23 protein-coding genes and 1 riboswitch are annotated in these 22,791 nt (G+C 72.7%); of the genes, 14 read left to right on the forward strand and 9 right to left on the reverse strand.

Features of this window, described 5'->3' with window-relative positions:
• Positions 1 to 152 precede the first annotated feature (152 nt).
• Together ACQEUR_RS00500 and ACQEUR_RS00505 are read right to left on the reverse strand one after the other, a co-directional pair.
• Positions 153 to 2,381: a hypothetical protein gene (locus ACQEUR_RS00500; RefSeq protein ID WP_433023864.1), complete on the reverse strand. Its 2,229-nt coding sequence runs from the start codon at positions 2,379 to 2,381 to the stop codon at positions 153 to 155.
• Positions 2,382 to 2,490: 109 nt separating this feature from the next.
• Positions 2,491 to 3,993, reverse strand: a complete 1,503-nt coding sequence (locus tag ACQEUR_RS00505; protein WP_433023866.1) for a C40 family peptidase — start codon at positions 3,991 to 3,993, stop codon at positions 2,491 to 2,493.
• 201 nt (positions 3,994 to 4,194) lie between these two features.
• Here ACQEUR_RS00505 and ACQEUR_RS00510 point away from each other — a divergent pair, with 201 nt between their 5' ends.
• From ACQEUR_RS00510 to ACQEUR_RS00520, 3 genes are read left to right on the forward strand one after another with little or no spacing between them, the layout of a single operon-like run.
• Positions 4,195 to 5,265 (forward strand): aminofutalosine synthase MqnE, encoded by a 1,071-nt coding sequence (locus tag ACQEUR_RS00510; protein WP_433023868.1) that lies wholly within the window; start codon positions 4,195 to 4,197, stop codon positions 5,263 to 5,265.
• Positions 5,266 to 5,300: 35 nt separating this feature from the next.
• Positions 5,301 to 5,729 carry a hypothetical protein gene (locus ACQEUR_RS00515; protein ID WP_433023870.1) on the forward strand — a complete coding sequence of 143 codons (429 nt, stop codon included), beginning with the start codon at positions 5,301 to 5,303 and terminating at the stop codon, positions 5,727 to 5,729.
• A 14-nt stretch (positions 5,730 to 5,743) separates the two neighbouring features.
• Entirely contained in the window at positions 5,744 to 6,034 is a 291-nt protein-coding gene (locus ACQEUR_RS00520; RefSeq protein WP_433023872.1) for a DUF4229 domain-containing protein, read from the forward strand.
• Positions 6,035 to 6,126: 92 nt separating this feature from the next.
• On the opposite strand, the gene ACQEUR_RS00525 is transcribed toward ACQEUR_RS00520, so the two are convergent.
• Entirely contained in the window at positions 6,127 to 7,479 is a 1,353-nt protein-coding gene (locus ACQEUR_RS00525) for a peptidase C39 family protein (RefSeq protein WP_433023873.1), read from the reverse strand.
• Positions 7,480 to 7,686: 207 nt separating this feature from the next.
• On the opposite strand from ACQEUR_RS00525, the gene ACQEUR_RS00530 reads away from it, so the two are divergent.
• The 10 genes from ACQEUR_RS00530 (at position 7,687) to ACQEUR_RS00575 (ending at position 16,539) form a co-directional block, all read left to right on the forward strand.
• Positions 7,687 to 9,558, forward strand: a complete 1,872-nt coding sequence (locus tag ACQEUR_RS00530) for a M14 family zinc carboxypeptidase (protein WP_433023875.1) — start codon at positions 7,687 to 7,689, stop codon at positions 9,556 to 9,558.
• Between the two features lie 120 nt (positions 9,559 to 9,678).
• The gene (locus ACQEUR_RS00535; protein ID WP_433023877.1) at positions 9,679 to 10,518 is read left to right on the forward strand and encodes a helix-turn-helix domain-containing protein; all 840 of its coding nucleotides are present in this window, start codon (positions 9,679 to 9,681) and stop codon (positions 10,516 to 10,518) included.
• On the forward strand, positions 10,518 to 10,724 hold the full coding sequence (locus ACQEUR_RS00540; protein WP_433023879.1) for a DUF397 domain-containing protein: 207 nt from the start codon (positions 10,518 to 10,520) through the stop codon (positions 10,722 to 10,724). The genes ACQEUR_RS00535 and ACQEUR_RS00540 overlap by 1 nt, the downstream gene beginning before the upstream one ends.
• Entirely contained in the window at positions 10,724 to 10,909 is a 186-nt protein-coding gene (locus ACQEUR_RS00545) for a DUF397 domain-containing protein (protein ID WP_433023881.1), read from the forward strand. Before ACQEUR_RS00540 ends, ACQEUR_RS00545 begins: the two co-directional genes overlap by 1 nt.
• A gap of 123 nt (positions 10,910 to 11,032) precedes the next feature.
• A complete protein-coding gene (locus ACQEUR_RS00550) occupies positions 11,033 to 11,911 on the forward strand; it encodes an alpha/beta fold hydrolase (RefSeq protein ID WP_433023883.1) in 879 nt (292 codons plus the stop codon).
• Positions 11,912 to 12,047: 136 nt separating this feature from the next.
• Entirely contained in the window at positions 12,048 to 12,827 is a 780-nt protein-coding gene (locus tag ACQEUR_RS00555) for a hypothetical protein (RefSeq protein ID WP_433023885.1), read from the forward strand.
• A complete protein-coding gene (locus tag ACQEUR_RS00560) occupies positions 12,767 to 13,189 on the forward strand; it encodes a hypothetical protein (protein WP_433023887.1) in 423 nt (140 codons plus the stop codon). The genes ACQEUR_RS00555 and ACQEUR_RS00560 overlap by 61 nt, the downstream gene beginning before the upstream one ends.
• 253 nt (positions 13,190 to 13,442) lie before the next feature.
• A riboswitch (cobalamin riboswitch) is annotated at positions 13,443 to 13,533 on the forward strand.
• A gap of 105 nt (positions 13,534 to 13,638) precedes the next feature.
• Positions 13,639 to 14,571, forward strand: coding sequence for an ABC transporter substrate-binding protein (locus ACQEUR_RS00565; RefSeq protein ID WP_433023889.1), 933 nt, complete (start codon positions 13,639 to 13,641; stop codon positions 14,569 to 14,571).
• Between the two features lie 86 nt (positions 14,572 to 14,657).
• Positions 14,658 to 15,692 carry a FecCD family ABC transporter permease gene (locus ACQEUR_RS00570; RefSeq protein ID WP_433025825.1) on the forward strand — a complete coding sequence of 345 codons (1,035 nt, stop codon included), beginning with the start codon at positions 14,658 to 14,660 and terminating at the stop codon, positions 15,690 to 15,692.
• 58 nt (positions 15,693 to 15,750) lie between these two features.
• Positions 15,751 to 16,539, forward strand: a complete 789-nt coding sequence (locus tag ACQEUR_RS00575) for an ABC transporter ATP-binding protein (RefSeq protein WP_433023891.1) — start codon at positions 15,751 to 15,753, stop codon at positions 16,537 to 16,539.
• A 48-nt stretch (positions 16,540 to 16,587) separates the two neighbouring features.
• Here the strand turns inward: ACQEUR_RS00575 and ACQEUR_RS00580 are convergent, their stop codons facing one another.
• On the reverse strand, positions 16,588 to 17,289 hold the full coding sequence (locus tag ACQEUR_RS00580; protein WP_433023893.1) for an ArsR/SmtB family transcription factor: 702 nt from the start codon (positions 17,287 to 17,289) through the stop codon (positions 16,588 to 16,590).
• Positions 17,290 to 17,379: 90 nt separating this feature from the next.
• Here ACQEUR_RS00580 and ACQEUR_RS00585 point away from each other — a divergent pair, with 90 nt between their 5' ends.
• Entirely contained in the window at positions 17,380 to 18,609 is a 1,230-nt protein-coding gene (locus ACQEUR_RS00585; protein WP_433023895.1) for an MFS transporter, read from the forward strand.
• Here the strand turns inward: ACQEUR_RS00585 and ACQEUR_RS00590 are convergent.
• The 5 genes from ACQEUR_RS00590 to ACQEUR_RS00610 form a co-directional block, all read right to left on the reverse strand.
• Positions 18,602 to 19,339: an ABC transporter permease gene (locus ACQEUR_RS00590; RefSeq protein WP_433023897.1), complete on the reverse strand. Its 738-nt coding sequence runs from the start codon at positions 19,337 to 19,339 to the stop codon at positions 18,602 to 18,604. The two genes, ACQEUR_RS00585 and ACQEUR_RS00590, sit on opposite strands and share 8 nt — an antisense overlap.
• 11 nt (positions 19,340 to 19,350) lie before the next feature.
• Complete coding sequence (locus ACQEUR_RS00595) at positions 19,351 to 20,280, reverse strand: ABC transporter ATP-binding protein (protein ID WP_433023899.1); 930 nt, start codon at positions 20,278 to 20,280, stop codon at positions 19,351 to 19,353.
• Positions 20,277 to 20,618, reverse strand: coding sequence for a winged helix-turn-helix domain-containing protein (locus ACQEUR_RS00600; protein ID WP_433023900.1), 342 nt, complete (start codon positions 20,616 to 20,618; stop codon positions 20,277 to 20,279). The genes ACQEUR_RS00595 and ACQEUR_RS00600 overlap by 4 nt, the downstream gene beginning before the upstream one ends.
• On the reverse strand, positions 20,615 to 21,286 hold the full coding sequence (locus ACQEUR_RS00605) for a transporter (protein ID WP_433023902.1): 672 nt from the start codon (positions 21,284 to 21,286) through the stop codon (positions 20,615 to 20,617). Before ACQEUR_RS00605 ends, ACQEUR_RS00600 begins: the two co-directional genes overlap by 4 nt.
• A 92-nt stretch (positions 21,287 to 21,378) precedes the next feature.
• Positions 21,379 to 22,512 (reverse strand): serine hydrolase domain-containing protein, encoded by a 1,134-nt coding sequence (locus tag ACQEUR_RS00610; protein ID WP_433025828.1) that lies wholly within the window; start codon positions 22,510 to 22,512, stop codon positions 21,379 to 21,381.
• Between the last annotated feature and the right edge of the window lie 279 nt (positions 22,513 to 22,791).

Genomic DNA, 22,791 nt, shown 5'->3' on the forward strand with positions numbered 1-22,791 from the left:
CGTCGATTCGCCCGCAAGATCGCCCAGGGGCGCGGTGGTCCGCGCCAGGTCAACAATCCCTATCAGTGTACGGGGGGCGGCGTCGGCCGCCACTCCGCCGCGCACGCCAGTGGGCAGGCTCACCCCCCGCCGGGGCGTACCGGCGGGGTCGCTCAGCCGCTCAGCAGGCCGTCGAAGAGGCTGGTGAATGCGTCCCCGGCGATGAAGATCACCGCGAGCCCCACCGCGACGAGGATACCCAGGCCGGCCAGGAGCATGATCAGCACCTTGGTGGTGTCGGTCTGCCGCTTCGCCGGGGCGTCCGTCCAGCCCTGGGCGAGGATGTGACCGGTCAGTGAACCCGAGTTCTCCACCGCCGCGTTGCCCGGCATCGCGATCGTGAGGTGCCCCTCCGGCCCCCCGTACAGGGTGCCCTCCGGATGCTGGTCGCGGGTCCGGTCCGGGTAGCCCGGGGCGCGGCCGAGTGCCGGAGGTCCGGCCGGGACGGCGGATTCGGTCGATGACGACGGAAAGCGGACGGGTGCCGGGGAGTTACCCGGACCCGGCTCGGCCGAGGGGATGGAGTAGCCCGCCGGCCCGGTGCCGGGCGGGGAACCGAAGACGTGGTGGGCGCCAGATTCCGGCGGGGCGGCCGGCGCCGCCGAGCCGGCCGGCGCCCGGGGACCGCTCAGTGCCATGGGGTCCGTCGACGGTGGCCAGGCGGGCAGGGCGGGCGCCGGCACCACCACCGAGGACGGGGTCGCGGCCGGTCGCAGGCCGGTGGGCGCGGCGGGTGGGCCGCTGGTGGGCGGCGGGGCGAGCATCGGCGCCGACGACCCGGCCGAGTACGTCGTCGGCAGCGGTCCCGGCAGTATCGGGCCGGGTCCGGGCGGTATCGGGCCGGGTCCGGGCGGTATCGGGCCGGGTCCGGGCGGTATCGGGCCGGGTCCGGGCGGTATCGGATTGGGGAACGGCGTCGGCGCCGGTCCGGGATGCGGCGGATCCGGTACCGGCGGTTTCGGCGGTTCGACCGGCTGGGGCGGCTGCACCGGCTCCGGCGCCGGCGGGGCGGGCGGAGGGTCGCCCGGCGTGGACTCCCCGGCCCGGTAGATCCTGGCCCGGCCGGACGCCGCCGCGACGGCGGCGGCCTCGCCCGGCAGCACCGGTGAGATTCCCGGTACGGCGGCGCTGGCCCGGGTCGGACCGATGGACTCCGCGCGCGGGGCACTCCGCTGCGGCGGAATCGTGTACGCGGGCGGCTCGGTGCCGGCCCGCGACGGGAGGTCGGTGCCGGCTCGGGACGGCAGGTCGGTGCCGGCCGGCGCCTGCGCGGTGGCCGGTGCCGAGGATCCGGGGGTCGTGGACGCGGCGGGCGGCCCGGACGACGGGCGCTCGGGCGAGGCGACCGCGTTCGCAAAGGCCGACCACGGCGAGTCGAGGGCCGGCACCTTCGGCTGACGGCGCTGCAACGGGGGGACGGCCGGAGCGGGCGCGGCGGCGGAACCGGCGAGTTCACCGGCCCGGTAGGTACGGCCGCCGGAGGTGGCCGGCATGGCGGCCAGCTCGGCGGGGTCCGGGGTGGCGGTCGCCGGAATCACGGCCCGTCCCCGGGCGGACGGCACCTGGGCCGAGGCGGCGGCCGCCACCGCCCCGTCGACGGCGGGTTCGGACGCGTTCGCCGCCTCCGCCGCCGACCCGGCCGGCACGGGCTCGGATGCGTGCGCTTCGTCCGCTGCGGGCTCGTGCGCGCCGGCTTCGGCGGCAGGTTCGGGTGCGCCCGACTCCTCGGCTGCCGCTTCAGCCGCCACCGGCTCCCCGGTACCGGCGGCGTCGGCCACCGGTTCGGCGGCATGGGCGTCGGCCACCGACTCGCCGGTACTGGCTTGGGCCAACGGTTCGGCGGGGGCGTCGGCGTCCGGTGCGACGCTGTCGGCTACCGGTTCGACGGCGGCGTCGGCCACCGGTCCGGCGGCGCCGGCTTCTACCGCCGGTTCGGCTGCGCCGGCTTCGTCTGCCGCCGGTTCGGCCAAGGCTGGGTCGGCCGCCGCCGGTTCCGCTGTCGCCGGTTCCGCCGCGTCGGGTTCGGCGCTGCCCGCCTCGGCTGCCGTTGGCGCAGCGGGCGGATCGGCCGGCGCGGTCGACGAGAGATCGGGCCACAGTGCACCGGCCGGAGGTGGCGGAGGCAGTTCGTACGCCTCGGGCAGCTCCTCGACCGGCTCCGCCGGCAGGGCTGTACCGACCGGGGGTGGCGGCGGTAAGGCGGACAGTTCGTGCTCAGCGTCGTCCCCGCCTGGCGCCGGACCGGCCGTACCGTCGGGAGTGGCCAGCTCGTCGGGGCTGGTCAAGCCGGCGGAACCCGATGCCTCGGGCTCGCCGCTCGGCCTGACCTTCGACTCGTCCATCGTTGCCTCCCGCGCCCGCGCCCGGTCCGGGATGGGCCGGGCCGGAAGTGTTCAACCCTCACCGTGCCACATCCGGGCACGAGCGCGCACCCGCCGGTAACCCGTCGGGTCAGTCGCCGCTGCCGGCGCTGCCACTCGGCGTGGCGCTCGACCGGGTGGCGCTCGGCTGGCCACCACCGGGTGTCGCCGACGGGGTCTCGTCCGGCTCCTCGGGCGTCGGGTCCGCCGGCGGCTTCGAGGTGGCGCTGGCCGACGGTGACGGCGAGGCCGGCGGTGACGGGGAGACCGGCGGCGACGGTGTCACCGGCGGCTTGGTGGGGGCCGTGCTCGGTGCCCCGGTGACCGGTGGCCGGGGGGTCTGCGGCGGGGTCGTCGTCGGTGGCCGGGTCGTCGGTGGTGCCGGCGGCGTCGGCGGCTTCGGCGCCGGTACGGCGGGGAACACCCGGGTCGCCGCGTAGAAGCGGGACCACCAGACGGTCGAGACCTTCACCACGTCACCGGTGGTCGGGGAGTGCACCATCTTGCCGCCGCCGATGTACATCCCGACGTGGTGGATGGTGGTCCAGGAGGCGCCGGAGGCGAAGAAGATGAGGTCACCGGGGAGCAGGGCCTCCCGGGCGACGCTCATGCCGCGGGTGCCCCGGTACTGGTCCCGGGACACCCGGGGCAGGGTCTTGCCCTGGGTGCGGTAGGCCGCCCACATCAGGCCCGAGCAGTCGAACCGGTTCGGACCCTCGGCGGCCCAGAGGTAGGGGTCGCCCCGCTGGGCGAGCGCGTAGCGCACCGCGCCGATCGCCTTGGGGTTGGCCACCATGCCGGCGATGGCGTCGGTGCCGATCAGGTCGCCGAGGCGCTGCTCCTGGGCCTCCCGCTCGCGCTCGATCGCGGCGAGCTGATCCACGTTGTTGCGCTTCAGCGTCACCAGGGCGGCGGTCCGCCCCTTGTACTTCTTCTCCGCCGCCGCGAACTCCTCGGTCTTCTGCCGCGACTGGGTGAGGGCCAGCTGGTACGCGGACTCGGCGGCGCGCTCCGCGTCCCGGGCCCGGACGACCTCGCGGCCGGCGAGGGTGGTGTCCCGGTTGTGCTCCTCGCCGCGCTGGATGCGGCCGAGCATGTCGAGGCTGTGCAGGTCGGAGCCGAACGCACCGGGGGGCAGCCCGGCGGCGTCCTTGAACGCGTGCGCCGCCGCGGAGTCGGCGGCGGTCTGCGCCGCGACCACGTCCGCGCGCGCCTTCACCCGGGCGGCGTCGGCGGCGGTCACCTTGGCGGCGAGGTCGTCCCGCTCCTGCCGCAGCTTCAGCAACTGCTCGCCGAGGGTGGCGACCTCGGTTTCCAGGGTGTAGATCTGGGTCGCGAGGGGGCCGTTGACCAGGCTTGTCACCGGGAAGTTGTTCGACGGGGCGGTGGTCGGGAAGCCCGTGCCGACACCGACGGGCTGCGGGCGTACGCCGACGTCCGGCACGGTGTTGGGCAGCGGTGGATCGGCGTAGACGGGGCTGGCGAGCGCCGCCGCGACAGCCGCGCCGACCAGGGCGGACCAGAGCAACGGACGCAGCACCGGCGAAACCGTGCCGTCCTGTACCGCCGGTCGTCCCTGTCTGCTGGTGGCCATGCCGCTCCCCGCCCGGCGTCCGACCCGCGAGCGGAGATCGCTCACGTGGTATCGCCTCTACTGGTCAATCGCGTCCTACTTTGTCTTACCTCAATGTCAGGGGGATGTCGATCCGTGGGGGGTAACGAGACGCTGAGAAGAAGATGAAGACGCGCCCCACGTAAGCTCGCGGTGATCGCCGCGAAGGGGAGGTGGCTGGCCATGGACGCCGGGCGCGGACGTGAGCTGGAAGCGAAGGTGTACGCCGGTGAGCGGCTGGACAGGGCCGACGGCGAGGCGCTGTACGACAGCGACGACCTGGTCTGGCTCGGCCGGTTGGCGCACCACCGGCGTACCGGGGAGCACGGCGACCGGGTCCTGTTCGGCGTGGAGCGGCACCTCGACGTCACCGACCGGGACTCGGCGGAGGAGACGGTGGCGGAGGCGGTGCGCCAGGTCGGTGAGCTGCCGGACGGCGAGGTCGTCCACCTGCGCCTCGACGTCGCCGCGCCGACCCGTTCCTGGGAGCGGCACCTGCGGGTCCTGCGCGGGCTGCGGGAGGCGCTGCCGGCCGTACGGGTGACCGGGGTCAGCGCGGTGGACCTGCACCGGTTCGAGCGGGCGACCGGCCGGCCGGCCGACGAGTTGCTCGACGAACTGGTCGCCGCCGGGCTGGACGCGCTGACCGGCGGCGGGGCGGAGATCTTCGACCCGGAGGTGCGCCGGCACCTCGTCGGGGCGGACGGCGGGTGGGCGGACTGGTCGGGTATCCATCGCCTGGCGCACGGCCGAGGGCTGCGTACCCCGGCCACGATGCGGTACGGCCACGTCGAGGAGCCTCGGCACCGGGTGGACCACCTGCTGCGGCTGCGGGAACTCCAGGACGACACGGGCGGCTTCGACGTCTTCGTCCCGTTGCGCCACCGGCCCGACTCCGGCGGCGCGCCGGTCGCCCCGGTCGAGTCGCTGAAGAACTTCGCGGTGTCCCGGCTGCTCCTCGACAACGTGCCGCACCTGCGGGCCCTCCGTGGGACGTACGGGCCGGTCGCGCAGCTCGCGCTGAACTTCGGGGTGGACGACCTGGCGGAGACGGCCGTCGAAGACCCGCCCGCCGAGCGGGGCGCCCCCGAGCCGGCGCCGGTCGCGACGCGGCGCGAGGAGCTGGTGGAGCTGATCTGGGACGCCGGTTTCCGGCCGGTGGAACGGGACGCCCGGTACGCGGTGGTACGCGAGTACGACGCGCCGCCGTCGCTGGCGCAGCGCCGCGCCGAGCCGCAGCGGGTGTGGGCCTGAGTGCTCCGCCCCGGCTCACGTACCCTCGACACGTCATGAGCGAGCAGAGCACCGGTAGCAGCTTTCCGCGGCGGGACGCCGAGGGGCGGATCGTGTCCCTGGCCGAACTGGTCGGGCTGGTCCTGGCCGGGGTGGTCGTCGGGGTGCTGGCCCTGCTGGTCTTCGACTGGGCGTTCGCGCTCATCGGTGCCGGCACGTTCGGCCGGGCGAACGGGTGGCTGGCGGTGATCCTGCCGGCCTGGGTCTTCGTGGAGGAGTTCCGGGCCGCCGAGCGGGGGCCGGCGCGGATCGCCGGGGCGGTGGTGGGCGCGGCGGTCGGCATCACGGCCGGGCTGCTCGTCGCCGGGCTGGCGGCCGGGCTTCCGCCGCTGCTCTCCGGTGCGCTGGCCGCCGCCGTCTTCGCCGGGGTGTACGCGGTGATCTGGTTTGTCGGCGTCCGGTGGCTCGCCGGCCGTACGGGCTGATCGGAGATGGATACATGAGTCCCGCCGTGAAGTACACGCTGGGCCGGATCGGGCTGTTCGTGGTGGTCGCCCTGGCGCTCTGGCCGGTCGACGCGAACATCTTCCTCAAGCTGATGCTGGCGGTGGCGTTCTCCGCCGCGCTGGCGTTCTTCCTGCTCCGGGGCTGGCGCGACGAGATGGCCCAGCAGCTTGCCGGCGCGGCGGAGCGGCGCCGGACCGAGAAGCAGCGGCTGCGCTCCGCGCTGGCCGGGGAGGACGACTCCGCCGGACCGGCCACCCCGGACGGCGCGTCCGACCCGCGCTGAACCGCCCGGGGTGCGGGGGCCGGCACGACACCGGCCCCGTACCCGGGCGTCGTTGACCGGGTCACGGGGCCGGTGGGCCTCCCCAGGCAGCCTTACCAGTTGGTGGAGCCGGGCACCTTCGGCCAGGGCTTCCACCACGGCTTGATCAGGTACGCGATGCCGCCCGACCCGCCGGAGACGCCACCGCTGGCGTTGATCCGCTTGGTACGCAGCCAGATCTGCTCGAACTGCTCGCGCGAGTAGACGTTGCGCACCACGTCGTTGCTGGACGAGGCGGGGTCGTTGACCACCACGTCGCCCTCGGCGGTGAAGCCGACGACCACGAAGAGGTGCCCGGAGGTGCCGTAGTTGGCCCCGTCCAGCTCCTCGGCCAGGAACGACTGGCTGGTCACCACGGGGATGCCGGCCCTGATGAAGTGTTCCAGCTCGTCGAGCGAGTGCAGCCGGGTGACCTGCGCGTCGAGTCCGGGGAACGAGCCGGCGTACGCGGTGTTGAACGGCCAGTTGCCGGCGCCTTCGTACGCGTAGTCGTAGACCATCCGGGCGGCGTGGTTGACCGTCGGGTCCGGATAGTCGGGGTTGACCCAGGCGGTGTCCTCGGCCGACGGTCTGCGGCCCCAGTACTCGACCACCATCTCGGTGGAGGTGGGTGAGCACCAGGCCTGGCCGCCGCCGTTGTATTCGGGGTAGTGGCCGGCGTGCACGTTCTGCGAGTAGGTCGGTACCGCCAACTCCCTGCCCCAGGCGATCCGGCCGGCGCTCGGTGTGACGGTGAACCGGTCGGGCACCAGCGAGCTCATCGCGCCGAGCATCCGGACCCGGGGTGAGCGCAGGGTGTCCGGCGTCCGGTAGAGGGTCAGCCGGAACTGGTACGCGCGCAGCAGCACCTCGTTCGCCACGTCGTCGATCGAGAACGTGTCGGTCCAGATCGTGGACCAGGGGTCGCCCTGGCGGTCGACGCTGGTCCGCCGGATGTCCTGGTCGCCGGAGGCCCAGCGGCCCATGACGTACCACGGGGTCTGGTCGCCGGTGTTGTAGGTGCCCTGGAGTTCGATCTGGATCCAGGTGCCGGCCGGGGTGTCGGCGTTCCAGGACGCGACCAGCTCGCTGGCGTCGAACCCGACCGCGGTGACCGGCGAGGTCCAGGTGGCGTACGACCAGGTGCGGGTGGTGCCGGTGTGCGGGTCGGCGTACTCGGTGGTGCCGGCCGGCCGCAGCATCGTGATGCCCGCGCCCGGGACCGCGATGGTGCCGGCGTGGGTGCCGCGGCGCCAGTCGGAGTAGCCGGACCAGTCCTGGTAGGTGATCTGCTCGTCGTGGGTCACCGGTCGGTTGCCGGCCTTCCCGGAGGTGGTCGCCGTCGCCGGGGTGCCGGAGGCGAGCAGCGCGAGTGCGGTGATGCCGGCGACGGTGAACGCGCGCCGGCCGGTCGGGGGTCTGGCCATCGAAGCTCCGCGGGGACGAAGGTCGGTCCTGCCGTCACTATTCCGTCCGGCGACAACTTTCGCCAGACCTGTCGAGTAGGAAAATCTTTGCCGGCGGGACGACCGGTCTGGCATGTAAACGAGCCTGATCGATATTGCTATGACCATGCGACGGGTGGTGCAGTGTGCACTACCAGCGGGATCCTCCCCACCCCCAGGAGGTCTTCAATGCCCTTGCGCACCTTCACGTCCCGGGCGGCGGTGGTCGTGACCACCGCCGTGGTCGGGCTCGCCGCGGCCCTGACCGGCCCGGTCGCCGTCCAGGCCCGACCCGACACCGCCGGCGTCGAGGCCGCCGACACCGCCGCCGTCGAATACCGGGTACGTGGGCCACGCACCCTGGACGACCGGAACGCGGTGGCCCGGACCGGCGCCGCCATCGAGTACGTCGAGCACGGCGTGCTGCACGTCCGTGCCACCGGAGCCGAGGTGAAGGCGATCACCGCGCTCGGCTTCACCGTGGAGGCCGTACCGGCGCCACCGGACCGGGGCGGGCCGGGCGTTCTCGACTTCCCGTCGGCCGACTCCGCGTACCACAACTACGCCGAACTGAACGCGGTGATCAACCAGGTGGTCGCCGACCACCCGGGCATCGCCCGGAAGTCGAGCATCGGGACGTCGTACGAGGGCCGCGACCTGCCGGTCATCAAGATCTCCGACAACGTCGGCACCGACGAGAGCGAACCGGAGATCCTGTTCAACTCCCAGCAGCACGCCCGGGAGCACCTGACCGTGGAGATGGCGATCTACCTGCTGAACCTCTTCACCGACGGCTACGGCTCCGACTCCCGGGTCACCAACATCGTCAACACCCGGGAGATCTGGATCGTCCCGACGGTCAACCCGGACGGCAGCGAGTACGACATCGCCACCGGCTCGTACCGGTCCTGGCGGAAGAACCGGCAGCCGAACAGCGGGTCGTCCAACGTCGGCACCGACCTCAACCGGAACTGGGGCTACAACTGGGGTTGCTGCGGCGGCTCCTCCGGCTCGACCTCATCGGAGACCTACCGGGGCCCGTCGGCGTTCTCGGCGCCGGAGACGGCACGGCTGCGCGACTTCGTCAACAGCCGGGTGGTCGGCGGTACCCAGCAGATCAAGGCCAACATCGACTTCCACACCTACTCCGAGCTGGTGCTCTGGCCGTACGGCTACACCACGGCGAACACCGCGGCCGGGCTGAACGCCGACCAGGAGGCGACGTTCCGGACCCTGGGCCAGCAGATGGCGGCCACCAACGGCTACACCCCGGAGCAGTCCAGCGACCTCTACATCACCGACGGGGACAGCATCGACTGGATGTGGGCGACCCACAACATCTTCGCGTACACCTTCGAGATGTACCCGGGCTCGGCCGGCGGCGGCGGCTTCTACCCGCCGGACGAGGTGATCCCGGCGCAGACCTCCCGCAACCGGGAGGCGGTGCTGATCCTCAGCGAGTACGCCGACTGCCCGTACCGGGCGATCGGCAAGCAGTCGCAGTACTGCGGCACTGGCGGCGGCACCATGGTCTGGTCGGACACCTTCGAGACCGCGACCGGCTGGACCGTCAACCCGTCGACGGCGGACACCGCGACCTCCGGGGCCTTCGAGCGGGGTACGGCGCAGGCCACCACCTCCAGCGGCGCGAAGCAGCTCGCCCCGTACGCCGGCAGTAACGACCTGGTGACCGGGCGGCTGGCCGGCACCGCGGCGGGTGACTACGACGTGGACGGCGGGGTGACCAGTGCCCGGTCACCGGCGATCACGCTGCCGGCCAGCGGGACGCTCACGCTCTCCCTGGCGTGGTATCTCGCGCACGGCTCCAACGCCTCGTCCGCCGACTACCTGCGGGTGAGCGTGGTGCACAACGGCGGCACCACGGCCGTGTTCAGCCAGGCCGGGGCGGCCAGCAACCGCAACGGCGCCTGGGCGGTGGCCAACGCCAATCTCTCCGCGTACGCCGGCCAGTCGGTGCGGATCCTGGTGGAGGCCGTCGACGCCTCCGGGGCGAGCCTGGTGGAGGCGGCCGTCGACAACGTGACGATCACCAGTTCCTGACCTCTCTCACCTGTTGCGCGGTCTCCCGCCGCTCCACCCCGGAGCGGCGGGAGACCGCCTTTTTTCTGCCGGTGGTTCCGCCTCCTTCCAATCTGGACGATCCGCCCGCCGGACGGCAGAATGCCCGGAGCGCATCACGTAGAGCATTCGAGTGCTTACATGAAAGGTAAGTACATGAACATGGATATGTGGATCCGCGCCCTCAAGGCGGCCCGGGCCAGCGCGCAGGTTTCGCAGGAGAAGCTGGGCGCGATGATCAACTACAGTCCGTCGACCATCGCGGCGATCGAGACCGGCCGGCGTCGCCCCACGATGGACTTCGCGACCGACACGGACGAGGCACTCGGCACCGGCGGCCTCCTCGCCGAACTGCTGGAGTCGGCCAACCGGGAGAAGTCGCCCGCCTGGTTCGCGCCCTGGCGCCGCACCGAGGAGCGAGCGAATGTGTTGCGAACGTTCGAGTCCTCGATCATTCCGGGCATCCTGCAGACCGAGGATTACGCCCGGGCGATCATTTCGGCCGGCGGACTGCACGGGCCCGACGAGGTGGCTCGGCTGGTCGCCGCTCGGCTCGACCGACAGGTGTTGCTGACCGGCGAGCGTCCCAAGCGGTTCATCGCGGTCATCGACGAGTTCGCGCTGCGCCGGTTGATCGGTGGCCGGGAGGTGGCCCGGGCGCAACTCGCGCACCTGCGCGACCTTGGCGGGCAGCCCAACATCAGCCTGCATGTCATCCCGGCCGACGCGGGGGCGTATCCGGGCATTGCCGGAGGCTTTGTGTTGGCCACCCTGCCCGAGGGTGACGTGGTCGTCTACCTGGAAAATGCGGCGGCCGGTCAACCGGTGGACCGACCGGACATGGTCGATATGATGCAGCGCAAGTGGGACGCGGTGCTCGGCGCGGCGATGCCCGAGCACATCTCCCTGGCAATGATCGAGAAGCTGGCGGGTGAGCTGTGATGACCGAGCCGAACTGGCGGAAGAGCAGCCGCAGCGGCGACAGCGGTGGCAACTGTGTCGAGGTCGCGGACAACCTGCCGGGGCGGGTGTTGGTCCGGGACAGCAAGGACCGGGCCGGCGGCACCCTTACGTTTGCGTCCGACTCGTGGCGGGCGTTCGTCGCGGGTTCTCCGGCAATGATCGAAAAGCTGGCGGGTGAGCTGTGATGACCGAGCCCAACTGGCGAAAGAGCAGCCGCAGTGCCGACCACGGTGGCGACTGTGTGGAGGTCGCGGACAACCTGCCGGGGCGGGTGCTGGTCCGGGACAGCAAGGACCGTGACGGCGGCACCCTTGCGTTCGCGCCCGAGGCGTGGCGGGCGTTCGTCGGCGAGCTGACCCACCGGCCGTAGCCGCCACCCCCGGTTGGCCGGGGATAGAACGCCCGATCAGGCACCGGCCCCGGGTTAGCGAATCGCCCAACATCGACCGGCGACGAGGGTGTGAGTGCCCGCCGTCGTGGAAATACACCCTCGGTGCAGAAGACGCTCCCCGTCGACGGGTTCCGGCTCGCGTACGACCGGACCGGTAGCGGCCCGGTCGTGGTGCTGCTGCACGGCTGGCCCGGCGACCGCACCGACTACCGCGAGGTCGTCGCGCGGCTGTCGTCCTCGGCGGAGGTCGTGGTCCCGGACCTGCGCGGTTTCGGCGAGTCCGACAAGCACCCCGCCGACCCGGCCAGCCAGTACGACGCCGACGCGCAGGCGCGCAGCGTCGTCGGCCTGATCGAGGAACTCGGACTCGGTCAGGCCGTCCTCGGCGGGTACGACATCGGCAGCCGGATCGCCCAGACCGTCGCGAGGACCAGACCGGACCTCGTCCGCGCCCTGGTGATCTCACCGCCCCTGCCCGGCGTCGGGGACCGGATCCTCGGCGCGCAAGCCCAGCGGGAGTTCTGGTACCAGTCGTTCCACCAGCTCGACCTCGCGGAGCGGCTGATCGACGGCAAGCCCGAGGGCGTGCGGGCGTACCTGCGGCACTTCTGGTCGCACTGGTCGGGCCCCGACTTCGAGCTGACCGTCGAGCACCTCGACCACCTCGTCTCGATGTACGCCGAGCCGGGCGCGTTCACCGCCGCCATCGGCTGGTACCGGGGCGGCGCCGGCGCGGTCGCCAGATCACTGGCGGAGCGGGCCCCCCGACCGGAGGACCGGCTCGCGGTGCCCACGACGGTGCTCTGGCCGGAACTCGACCCGCTGTTCCCGCGCGCCTGGGCGGACCGGATCGACGAGTTCTTCGCCGACGCCGAGTTGCGGCACGTCGACGGCGTCGGCCACTTCACGCCACTGGAGTGCCCCGCCGAGTTCGCCGAGGCCCTGACCGACGCCGTACGGCCGGGCGACCATAGGGCCTGACAGACCCGGGTCGGTCGGATATCCATTATTTGTCATCGATGTCGCTTACTCGACATGCGGTGCCTCTCCGATGCTGCCGCCCATAGACTTCGTCGGCAATTCGCGGTCCCACCACCACCCCCCGATGGGAGCCACAGTGCAACCGCTCGTCGAATACCCCAACACGTCGCCCCGAGAGTTCGCGCTCGGTATCTGCGCCAACCTGCGGACGCAGTTCGGCGTCGATCTCGCACCGATCCTGACCTCGCCCGCACTCAGCGAACGGGCCAAGCGCAGGACCGCCGCGCAGGCCCTGGCCGAGGCAATCATCGACCGGGCGCACCAGCAGCGGTTCCCGGACTTCGTCAATGACACCACCGACCCGGCCGACGACGAGAACATCCGCCGGCTACTGGGCAGCGACCGGGTCGCCGACACAATCGACACCGAACCCAACTTCAGCGTCACCGAACGCAACGCGCAAATCCTCATGACCTATGAGGGGGACACGCTCAAGACGTACGTCTTCAATCTGACCAAGCGCTTCGAGAACATGGCGAACGCCACCGGTGTCGGCGTGCTGGTCGCCGAGATGGCCGCCGGAGCCGTCGTCGCCGTCGGTGTGCCGGCGGGTGTCGCCACGGTCAAGGCACTGCGCGCCGGGCAGGCCCTGCTCGCCGCCATGCGTAGTGGCGTTCTGAGCATCGGTATCAAGACGGTCATCACGGCCGTGGCGGCCGTGCTGATCGCGCTGCTGCTGTATCTGGTGTTCGAGAACCCCAAAAGATCCTCGGGTTCGTCGTCAACAACACCGATCAGAACTTCGTGGTCAACAATTGGCAGGCCGGCGGCGACCTTCACATGGAGCACGGCGAGATGGCCGACTTCATGGAGGACCATTCCGACGGCAACCTCGACTCGCCCCTGGTGCAACTGAAGCAGCGTTTGTACTTCGGCGAGGGCGTCGAGGACAACGTGGTCTGGTGCGGGGTGTACTTCGCCGACCGCAACAACGGATTCCGTGGCGCGGAAGGTGTCATGGTCTTCACCTCGGCCACGGCGAACTCGACCCTCAAGTTCGCGCACATGTTCGCCGTCCCGTACACCAACGACAACGGTACGAACATGCGTCTGGTGAGCGGTGACGGCGACCTCAGCAAGCTCTACCGGGAAATGTACGACTCGCGGCGCGTACGGGTCGACCTCGTCGACAGCGGGTACCGACTCACCGCCACCGTGAACGACGCCCGCGGCGGTGTGGTCGCCTGCATCGCCTCGATAAGCAACATCGCGATCTGACCGCACACGGTCGCGGCGAATCCCCCCTTTCGCCAGCGCGGGTCGGCATCCACCGGCCCGCGCCACGTCTCGCCCGCCCGTCGAACCCACGGGGACATCGGCCCGTCGACCCGCACTCGTGCCGCGTCACCCGGCCGATTCTCCGGCGTCAACCGCGTTCGTGAGCAGCGGGAACGTCCCGGACCCAGCGGACGGCCCATGCCGGGTGACGGTACGGGTGCGCTACGGTTTCCCCCGACCACCCCGCAGCGAAGCCGGTGCGAAACCGGTGCTGTCCCGCAACTGTGATGCCTCCCCGCACGCCGTCACCCCGTACGGCGTAACCGGACCGAGGACGAGCCAGGTCGCCTGCGGCGCGGTCGCGGAAAGCGCCTTCGAGGAAGGGCGCCCCGTGGGCGGGGCCAACCACCTGTCGGCGGAGCACCAGACCTCGACCGACAGGAGGACCGATGTCCAGACGTACGCCCAGGGTTTTCGCCGCCGTGCTGACGGTGGCCGCGCTGGCCCTCGGGGCCTGCGCGACCGACACCGCCGACGATCCCACCGTCGGTGCCGACGGTGGCGCTACCTACCCGGTCACGGTGGGCTCGCTCACGCTCGACAAGCGGCCCGAGAAGATCGTCGTGCTGGGGCCGAGCGCGACCGAGATGCTCTTCGCGATCGGGGCGGGCCCGCAGGTCAGCGCGGCGGACGACAACTCCAACTACCCGGCGGAAGCGCCGAAGAGCGACCTCTCCGCGTTCACCCCGAACGCCGAGGCGATCGCCGCGAAGAACCCCGACCTGGTGGTGCTGACCAACGACCTCAACAAGATCGTGGACCAGCTCACCCAGCTCAGGATCCCGCACTACCTGGCCCCGGCCGCGAAGACGCTCGACGACACGTACCGGCAGCTCACCGACCTGGGAACGCTCACCGGGCACCCGGACGAGGCGGCCGACGTGGTCCAGCGGATGAAGGGCGACGTCGCCAGGCTGATCGCCGAGGTGCCGCAACGGCCGACGAAGCCGAGCTACTTCTACGAACTCGGGCCGGAGTACTACACGGCGACCAGCCGGACCTTCGTCGGTTCGCTCTTCACCATCGCCGGTCTGGAGAACGTCGCCGACCCGGCGGACGCCGACGGTTCCAAGGGCGGCTATCCGCAGCTCGCCGAGGAGGCGCTGATCAAGGCCGATCCGGATCTGGTCTTCCTCGCCGACACGAAGTGCTGCAAGCAGTCCGCCGAGACGGTGAAGGCGCGCAGCGGCTGGGCCGGGATGACCGCGGTGAAGAACAACCAGATCGTCGCCCTCGACGACGACGTCGCCTCCCGCTGGGGCCCGCGCGTGGTCGAGCTGCTCCGGGCGATCGTCGACGCGGTGGTCAAGGTCCCCGCTTGAGCAAAGCACGTCCATCCGTACGTCCCGGGCGCCCCGCCGAAACCGGTGCGGGCACCCGGGGCGTACCGCCCGGCCGGCCGGCGGGACTGCGCAAACGCTGGTTGGTCATCGGCTTCGCCACCGCGCTGGTCGCCGCGATCGCCGGAATCGCGTTCGGGCCGGTCAGCCTGCCCCCGGGCAGCGTCGCGGTGGAACTGCTCAACCTCCTGCCCGGGGTGCACCTGCACAGTGGGCTGAACGAGCGGGAGATCGCGATCGTCACCGAGCTGCGGCTGCCCCGGGTGGTGCTCGGCCTGCTCGTCGGCGGGATGCTGGCCCTCTCCGGCGCCGCCTACCAGGGCGTGTTCCGCAATCCGCTGGCCGACCCGCACCTGCTCGGGGTGGCCGCCGGAGCCGGCCTCGCGGTCACCGCCGTGATCGTCGCCCGGGGCGTCACCGGAGCCGACGTCACCGTACGGCTGCCCTTCTCCGTCCCGCTCGCCGCCTTCGTCGGCGCGATCGGGGCGGTGCTGCTGACGTACCTGCTCGGCGCGGCCGGGGGCCGGGACCGCTCGCCGGCGACGCTGATCCTGGCCGGCGTCGCGGTCTCCGCCTTCCTTGCCGCCGGCCAGACCTACCTGCTGCAACGCAACTCGGAGAGCATCCAGGAGGTCTACTCCTGGATGCTCGGCCGGCTCGCGACCGCCGGCTGGCACGACGTGCTGCTGATGCTGCCGTACGCGGTGCTGACCGCGATCGTGGTGCTGCTGCACCGGCGCGAACTCGACGTACTGGCGGTCGGCGACGACGAGGCCACCAGCCTCGGCCTGCACCCGCAGCGCTCCCGGCTGCTGCTGATCGCCGCCGCCTCGCTGGGCGCCGCCGCCGCCGTCTCGGTCTCCGGGCTGATCGGCTTCGTCGGCATCATCGTCCCGCACACCGTACGGATGCTGGCCGGGGCGAGCTACCGGGCGATCCTGCCGCTCTCGGTGCTCTTCGGCGCCGCCTTCCTGACCCTGACCGACCTGGCCGCCCGTACGGTGTCAGCGCCGGCCGAGATCCCGATCGGCGTGGTCACCGCGCTGCTCGGCGGCCCGTTCTTCGCGCTGATCCTCCGCACCACCAAGCGGGTGGCAGTGTGAGTGCGAGGAGTGAGCCGGGTTTGCGAGCCCCGCAGTCACGAACGGAAGGCTGGCACCGGTGACGGTCCCACCCGCCGTCGAGCTGGCCGGGCTCAAGGTCACGCTCGGCGGGGCGCCGATCCTGGCCGGGGTCGGGTTGTCGATCGGCCGGGGCGAGTGGGTGACCGTGATCGGCCCGAACGGCGCCGGCAAGTCCACCCTGCTCCGGGTGGCCGGCGGACTGCTGGCGCCGACCGAGGGCACGGTCTCGCTCCTCGGTACGCCGATCGGCCGGCTGCGGCGGCGGGACCGGGCCCGGATCGTGGCGACGGTGGCCCAGTCCCCGGTCGTACCGGCCGGGATGGCGGTCGTCGACTACGTCCTGCTCGGCCGCACCCCGTACATTCCGCCGCTGGGCCGGGAGTCGGCCGCCGACGTGGCGGTGGCGTACGACGTACTGGACCGGTTGGACCTGGCGGGCTTCGCGGACCGGCCACTGGCGACGCTCTCCGGCGGCGAACGGCAGCGGGTCTTCCTGGCCCGGGCGCTGGCCCAGGGCGCCCCGCTGCTCCTGCTGGACGAGCCGACCAGCGCGCTGGACATCGGCCACCAGCAGGAGGTGCTGGAACTGGTCGACGAGTTGCGCGCGGACCACGGCCTGACCGTGCTGGCCACCATGCACGACCTCTCGGTCGCCGGCGAGTACGCCGACCGGCTGGTGCTGATGGCCGGCGGCCGGGTGGTCGCCGACGGCCCGCCGCGGGCGGTGCTCACCGACGAACTGCTGGCGACGCACTACCACGCCCGGGTACGGGTGATCGACGGCGAGCATGGCCCGCTGGTGGTCCCGATCCGCGCCCCACGGTAGTAAGGAAGGGCCCCCGCTTATCGCTTTTTGTATAGGAAGGGCCCCCTCCTAACAGGTGAAGCCGGGCAGCAGGGCGGCGAGCCGGGCCGCGCCGGCCGGGGTGACGGTCAGGGTCCGGCCGCCCGGCGTCCGCTCGACCGCGCCGTCGCGCAGCAGTGCGTCCAGGATGGCCCGGCCCAGCTCCCCGCCGAGATGCGGGAGCCGGTACGTGCGGTCGAGGCAGGCCACCGCGGGCCTGCGCCGGCCGGTGGCCACGGTGGACGGATCGACGCCGAGGTCGACCAGGGCCGTCGGGTCGGGGCCGAGGGCCAGTTCGTCGGTACGGCCGTCCGGCGCGCGTACGGCGCCCCGCTCGACGAGCGTGCCGAGCAGGCGTACCCCGAGCAGCCCGGCGGCGTGGTCGTAGCAGGTGTGGGCGATGTCGGCCGGCGCCGACGCGCGGGGTCGACGGGTGCCCGGCGCGGTGCCGCCGGCGTAGCCGAACAGGGCGTTCAGCACCTCGCCGAGGCCGGCGTCGGCCACCCGGTAGACCGCGTGCCGGCCGGTGTGCTCGACGGTGACCAGGCCCGCCTCGCGCAGCCGTGCCAGGTGGTTGCCGAGTCGGGGCGCGCTCACCGCGAGCGCCTCGGCGAGCCGGCTCGCCGTGTGTGGACCCTCGCTCGCCAGTAGCTGGAGCGCGGTGAGCCGGACCGGGTCGGCCAGCTCCCGGGCCAGCGCGGTGGCGGCGGTCAGCACCGGGTCGTCGCTCATGCCAGCCAGGTTAGCACCATTCATGAACTCCTGAACCGTGGTTGCGTGCGCCCCGGAGCGCCGTTACGGTGACCATTCATCGAGCTGTGAATGGTGGTGGTGGCGGTGCCGGGACTCGGCCGACTGCTCTGGGGGCGGGGCATCTCCGCGCTCGGCGACGGGATGTGGTTCACCATCTGGGCGATCTACTTCACCCGGGAGCGGGGGCTCTCCGGCGCCACCGTCGGGCTGGCCATGGCGCTCGCCGCCGCCTGCGGGCTGGCCGCCGCCGTACCGCTCGGGGCGCTGGCCGACCGGCGCGGTCCGCGCGGGGTCCTGGTCGCGATCACCGTGGTACGGGCCGCCGCGATGGCCGGTTACCTGCTCGGCGGCGGCCTGCTGCCGTTCCTGGTCGCCACGGTCGGCTTCGTGGCCCTGGCCAACGGCGCCAGCGCGGTGCGGACCGCGCTGGTGGCGGCGCTGGTCAGCGACAACATCGCCCGGGTACGCGCCCTGGCACAGCAGCGGGTCGTCCAGCACGTCGGGAACGCCGTCGGGGCCGGGCTCGGCGCGCTGGTGCTCACCGCCGACCGCCCGGCCGGCTACCTGCTGGCGATCGTCAGCAATGTGCTGACCTTCCTGGTGCTCGCCGTGCTCACCGCCACGGTGCCGGCCCCGGCGACGCTCCCGACCGCCGCCGGCCGGCCGCGCGTCCGCGCGGTGCTGCGCGACCTGCCGTACGCCTCGGTGGTCGGGACCACCGCGCTGCTCTCGCTCTGCTGGGCGATGCTCTCCACCGGGCTTCCACTCTGGATATCCGGGCACACCTCGCTGCCGCTGGCGCTCAGCGGCGCCGTGGTCGTGATCAGCTCGCTCGGGATCGCCGCCGGACAGGTGCCCGCCACCCGGCTGGCCCGCACCCCGGCCGCCGCCGCCCGGACGACGGTCTGGTCCGGGGTGGTGCTGGCCGCGAGTTGCGCCCTGCTCGCCACCACCGCCGGCGGGGGCGGGACGGTGGCGGTGGCGGTGGTGGTCGCCGCCGCGCTGCTGCACCTGGCCGGCGAACTCGGGTACGTCTCGGCCGCCTGGGGACTCTCCGTGCCGCTGATGCGCGAGGAGGCCCGGGGCGCCTACCAGGGGGTGGCCGAGTCGGCGACGGCCGCCGTGCAGATCGTCGGGCCGGCCGTCTTCACCCTCGCCCTCGGCACCGGGCACGCCCTGGGCTGGCTAGCGGTCGGCGCGCTCTTCCTGCTCGCCGTGGCGCCGGTGCCGGCGCTGACCCGGTGGGCCGTGCGCACCCGGCAGCCCGCGGAGACGCCGGCACCGGCACCGGTCAGCTGAACCGCCGGCCCTCGTCGCGCCGGTACGCCCAGCCGGCCACACCGGCCAGCGCCACGACCCAGACGCCGAGCATGACCAGCGCGGTCGGGTCGACGGAGAAGTCCCCGACCGCCGCCCACATCAGCTCCACCGCGCCCCGGGTCGGCAGGTAGGGGGCGACCGCCTCGATGAACCCGGGCGAGCTGCCGGGCGGGAAGAGCAGGCCGCCGCCGAACGCGAGCGGGAAGAAGACCACCTGGGCGACCACGATCGCGGCCTTGCTCGGCAGCGAGTAGCCGATCGCCAACCCCATCAGGGTGAACGGCACCGCGACCACGAGGATCGTGCCGAGCGCGGCCAGGAACGCCGGGCCGCTGAGCCGGGCCTCGGTCGCCACCGCCGCGATCACCACCACCGGGATCAGCGACAGCAGGGTCAGCACCAGGCCGGCGAGCACCCGCCCGGCGAAGCGCGGTGCGGCCCCGGCGGGCAGCGTCCGCAGGTACGGGTCCCAGGGCTGGGCGCGGTCCTCGGCCACCCCGATGCCGTACTGAAAGATGTTGGTGCTCATCACCGCGAAGGTGACCATCGAGGCGGTGGCGTAGGTGGCCACCACCGGGTCGTCGCCGCTGAACGGGACCACGAAGAACAGCATCGACGCGGCCGGGAAGAAGGCGCTGCCGACCAGGGCGATCGGGATCCGGACGGTCTCCAGCAACTGGAACCGGGCATGTACGAGCGCGAGTCGCACGGTCGGCCTCCTCAGGCGTCGACGGGTCGGGGGGCGCCGGCGCTGACGGCGTCGGGGCGCGGGCCGGTGGCGGCGCCGGTGTCGGCGGTGATGGCCAGGAAGGCGTCCTCCAGCGAGGCCGGCCGGATCTCCAGGCCGGAGAAGGCGGCACCGCTGGCCACCAGGTCCCGGACCAACTGGTCGGCGTCGGTGGTGACGAGGTGGGTCACCCCGTCGACCCGCTCCACGCCCCGCACCCCGGGCAGCGCCGGCAGGTCGGGGGCGACCAGGCTGACCCGGCGTACGCCGACCAGGTCGCGGATCGCCGACACGCTGTCGTCGGCCAGCACCCGGCCCTGGCCGAGCACCACCACCCGCCGGGCGAGCGCCTCGATCTCCTCCAGGTAGTGGCTGGTCAGCAGCACCGTGCCGCCCTCGTCGTGGAACTGTCGGACGCCGTCCCACAGCTCCCGCCGGGCGGTGACGTCCAGCCCGGTGGTCGGCTCGTCCAGGAAGACCAGTCGGGGCCGGCCGACGAAGGCCAGCGCCACGGCCAGCCGGCGCTTCTGGCCGCCGGAGAGGCCGCCGGTCTGCCGGCGTACCAGGTCGTCGAGGCCGAACCGGCCGAGCAGTTCGGCCCGGGGCACCGGGTCGGCGTAGTGCGCGGAGACGAAGTCGACCACCTCGCCGACCCGCAGGGTGGGCGGCAGGCCGGTCTCCTGCGGGGTGACCCCGATCTGCCGGCGGTGCGCCGGGTCGCGGGGGTCGCCGCCGAACAGCTCCACCCGGCCGGAGCTGACCCGGCGCAGCCCGACCAGCAGGTTGAGCAGGGTGCTCTTGCCGGCGCCGTTCGGGCCGAGCAGGCCGACCAGCTCCCCGGCGGGCAGGTCGAGGTCGACGTGGTCGAGGGCGGTGACGTCGCCGTACCGGCGGGTGGCCTGGACGGCGCGGGCGAGGATCATGGCTGCTCCCGGGTCGGTGCGGGGGGTTCGGTGGTCGGGACGGGATCGAGCAGCGCGCGTACCGCCGAGGTGTACTCCTCGAACGCGAGCCGGCCCCGGGTGGTCAGCCCCACGAGGGTGGCCGGGGTGCGGCCGTGGTGGGTCTTGACGATCTCGACGTAGCCGGCGTCTTCGAGCTTGCGCAGGTGGACCGAGAGGTTGCCGGCGGTCATCTGCAGGATGTCCTGAAGCCGGGGGAAGGTGATCCGGTCGCAGTCGGCGAGGGTGGCGAGGGTGGCCATGACCCGGAGCCGGGCCTGGGCGTGGATCACCGGGTCGAGCTCCGGCGGTGCGCTCACCGGGTCTCCGGCCGCCGGCGCCGCCGGGTCTCGATGACCACGCCGGCCACCAGCATCCCGCCGCCACCGGCGACCGAGACGACCAGTGCGTGCCAGCCCGGTCCGGCGATGACCCCGATGATGTTGATGACGCTGATCCAGATGCCGAGTCGGAAGAGGTTGCGGTCGAGCCAGATGGCGCCGCCGGCCAGGTGCAGGACCCCGGTGAGCCCGACCATGGCGCCGGCCCAGAGCAGACCGGCGAGATCCTCCGGCAGATGGTCGCTGACCTGGCCGAGCGTGGCGCCGAGGCTGCTGAAGCCGAGCCCCCAGGCCAGGCCGTACCACGCGCCGCGGCGGTTCGAGTCGCCGGTGATCTGGCCGTAGACCCGGGCGCTGGCGGCGCCGGAGACCGCGGCGGCGGTCACCAGGAGGACGAAGAGGGCGGTCAGCGGCAGCCAGTCGGGCAGCGCCACGAGGACCCGGCCGTCGGGCCCGAAGCGGAGGAAGAGCAGCCCGAACCCGATCAGCCAGGCGAATCCCCACGGCCAGTAGTAGAAGAGCATGTTCGGACTGAGTCGGCGGGCCGCTTCGGCCTGCTGCTCGGCGATCATGCGCAGCGCCGCGGCCGGGTCGGCCGGTGGGCGCTCGTCGTCGTCAATTCCTACGTGCTCAAAGTTCCCGGACACACAAAGTACTTTACAACGCAAAGTCGAGGCCGTTGGTCGACGGAAAGGACGAGGGCCGGTCAACCGACCGGCCCTCCGTCAGCGCGCGCCCCTCACCGCGCCAACGCCCCCGACCCGGGTACGCCGAGCGCCGTCCGGCCCGGCGCCGGGGTGAGCGGTCGCCAGCTCGACGGCGCACCGGACCGGGCCGCCGCCGTACCGGCCGTCCCGCCGAGCGCGAGGATCAGGAACTGGATCATCGCGGCGGCGATCGGATCGGGCTGCCCCGGGATCCCGTAGTGGCTGGCGTTGAGCGCGACGGTGACCTGGCGCCGGCCGTCCGCCGAGTGCAGGGACATCGTCTGGTACCCGAGGACGACGCCGTCGTGCCCCCAGCCGAGGACACCGGGCAGCGGCAGGCTGTACAGGGCGAGCCCGTACCGCATGCCGTCCGGCTGGGTGGGATCGACCGGTACGGTCCGGCGCATCTGCGCCAGCTCGGCCGGCCGCAACAACCGGCCGCCCAACAGGGCCCGGTAGAACCGGTTCAGGTCGGCGGTGGTGGAGACGAGTTCGCCGGCCATCCAGGCCCAGGACATGTTGTAGACGCTGAAGTCGCGCAGGGTGGCGTCGACCCAGGGGACGTACCCGAGCGAGTGCGGCCCCTCGATCCGGGTCGCCGTACCCGGGAAGTACGTGTCCCGCAGGCCGAGCGGACGCAGGATGCGCCGGCTGATCTCCCGGGCGGCCGGTCGACCGGTGAGCCGTTCCAGGAGCAGCCCGGCCAGCACGAAGTTGGTGTTGGAGTAGGCGTACGGGCCGCCGGGGGGATTGGTCGGCGGCTGGGACAGTCCGATCCGGGCGAGTTCGAGCGGCCGGACGGTGGTGTGCCGGTACTTCTCGATGCCCTCGAGGGTGGCGAAGAGGACGTGGTCGTAGTCGCTGATCCCGCTGGTGTGGCTGAGCAGCATCCGGACGGTCACCCCGTCCGGGGCGAGCGCCGGCAGGTAGCGCCGCAGCGGCGCGTCGAGTGAGAGCCGGCCCTCGCCGACGAGCTGGAGCAGCGCCGTCGACACGAAGGTCTTGGTGATGCTGCCGACCCGCTGCCGGAAGTCGGGCCGCATCGGCCGGCCGGTGGCCACGTCGGCCACCCCGCTGGCGCCCCGCCAGGTGGCGCGGCCGTCGCGTACCTCGGCGAAGACGCCCGGCATGCCGGCGTCGGTGATCGCCGCGAGGGCCGCCCGCAGCGCCTCGTCGGGCAGGTTGCCGGCGCCGGCCGGGGCGAGGCTCCGGCCGAACGGGCCGGCCGCCGCCGGGGCCGCGCCGGCGGCGAGGGCGGTCAGCGCCACGGTCGACCCCACGGCGGTACGGAGGAAGTCGCGTCGAGACTGGTGCGGACGGAATGCGTGCATGGGTCCTCCCCGTTGGACAGTGGTCCCTTCCCCGCATCATGTCGGGTACGGCGGGGAGAAACGTCCCTCCCGGTGATGAACCGGCGCTCGCCGGTGCGGCGGACCCGGGCCGGC

The organism is Plantactinospora sp. CA-290183, from assembly GCF_050936375.1.
GTDB lineage: Bacteria > Actinomycetota > Actinomycetes > Mycobacteriales > Micromonosporaceae > Plantactinospora.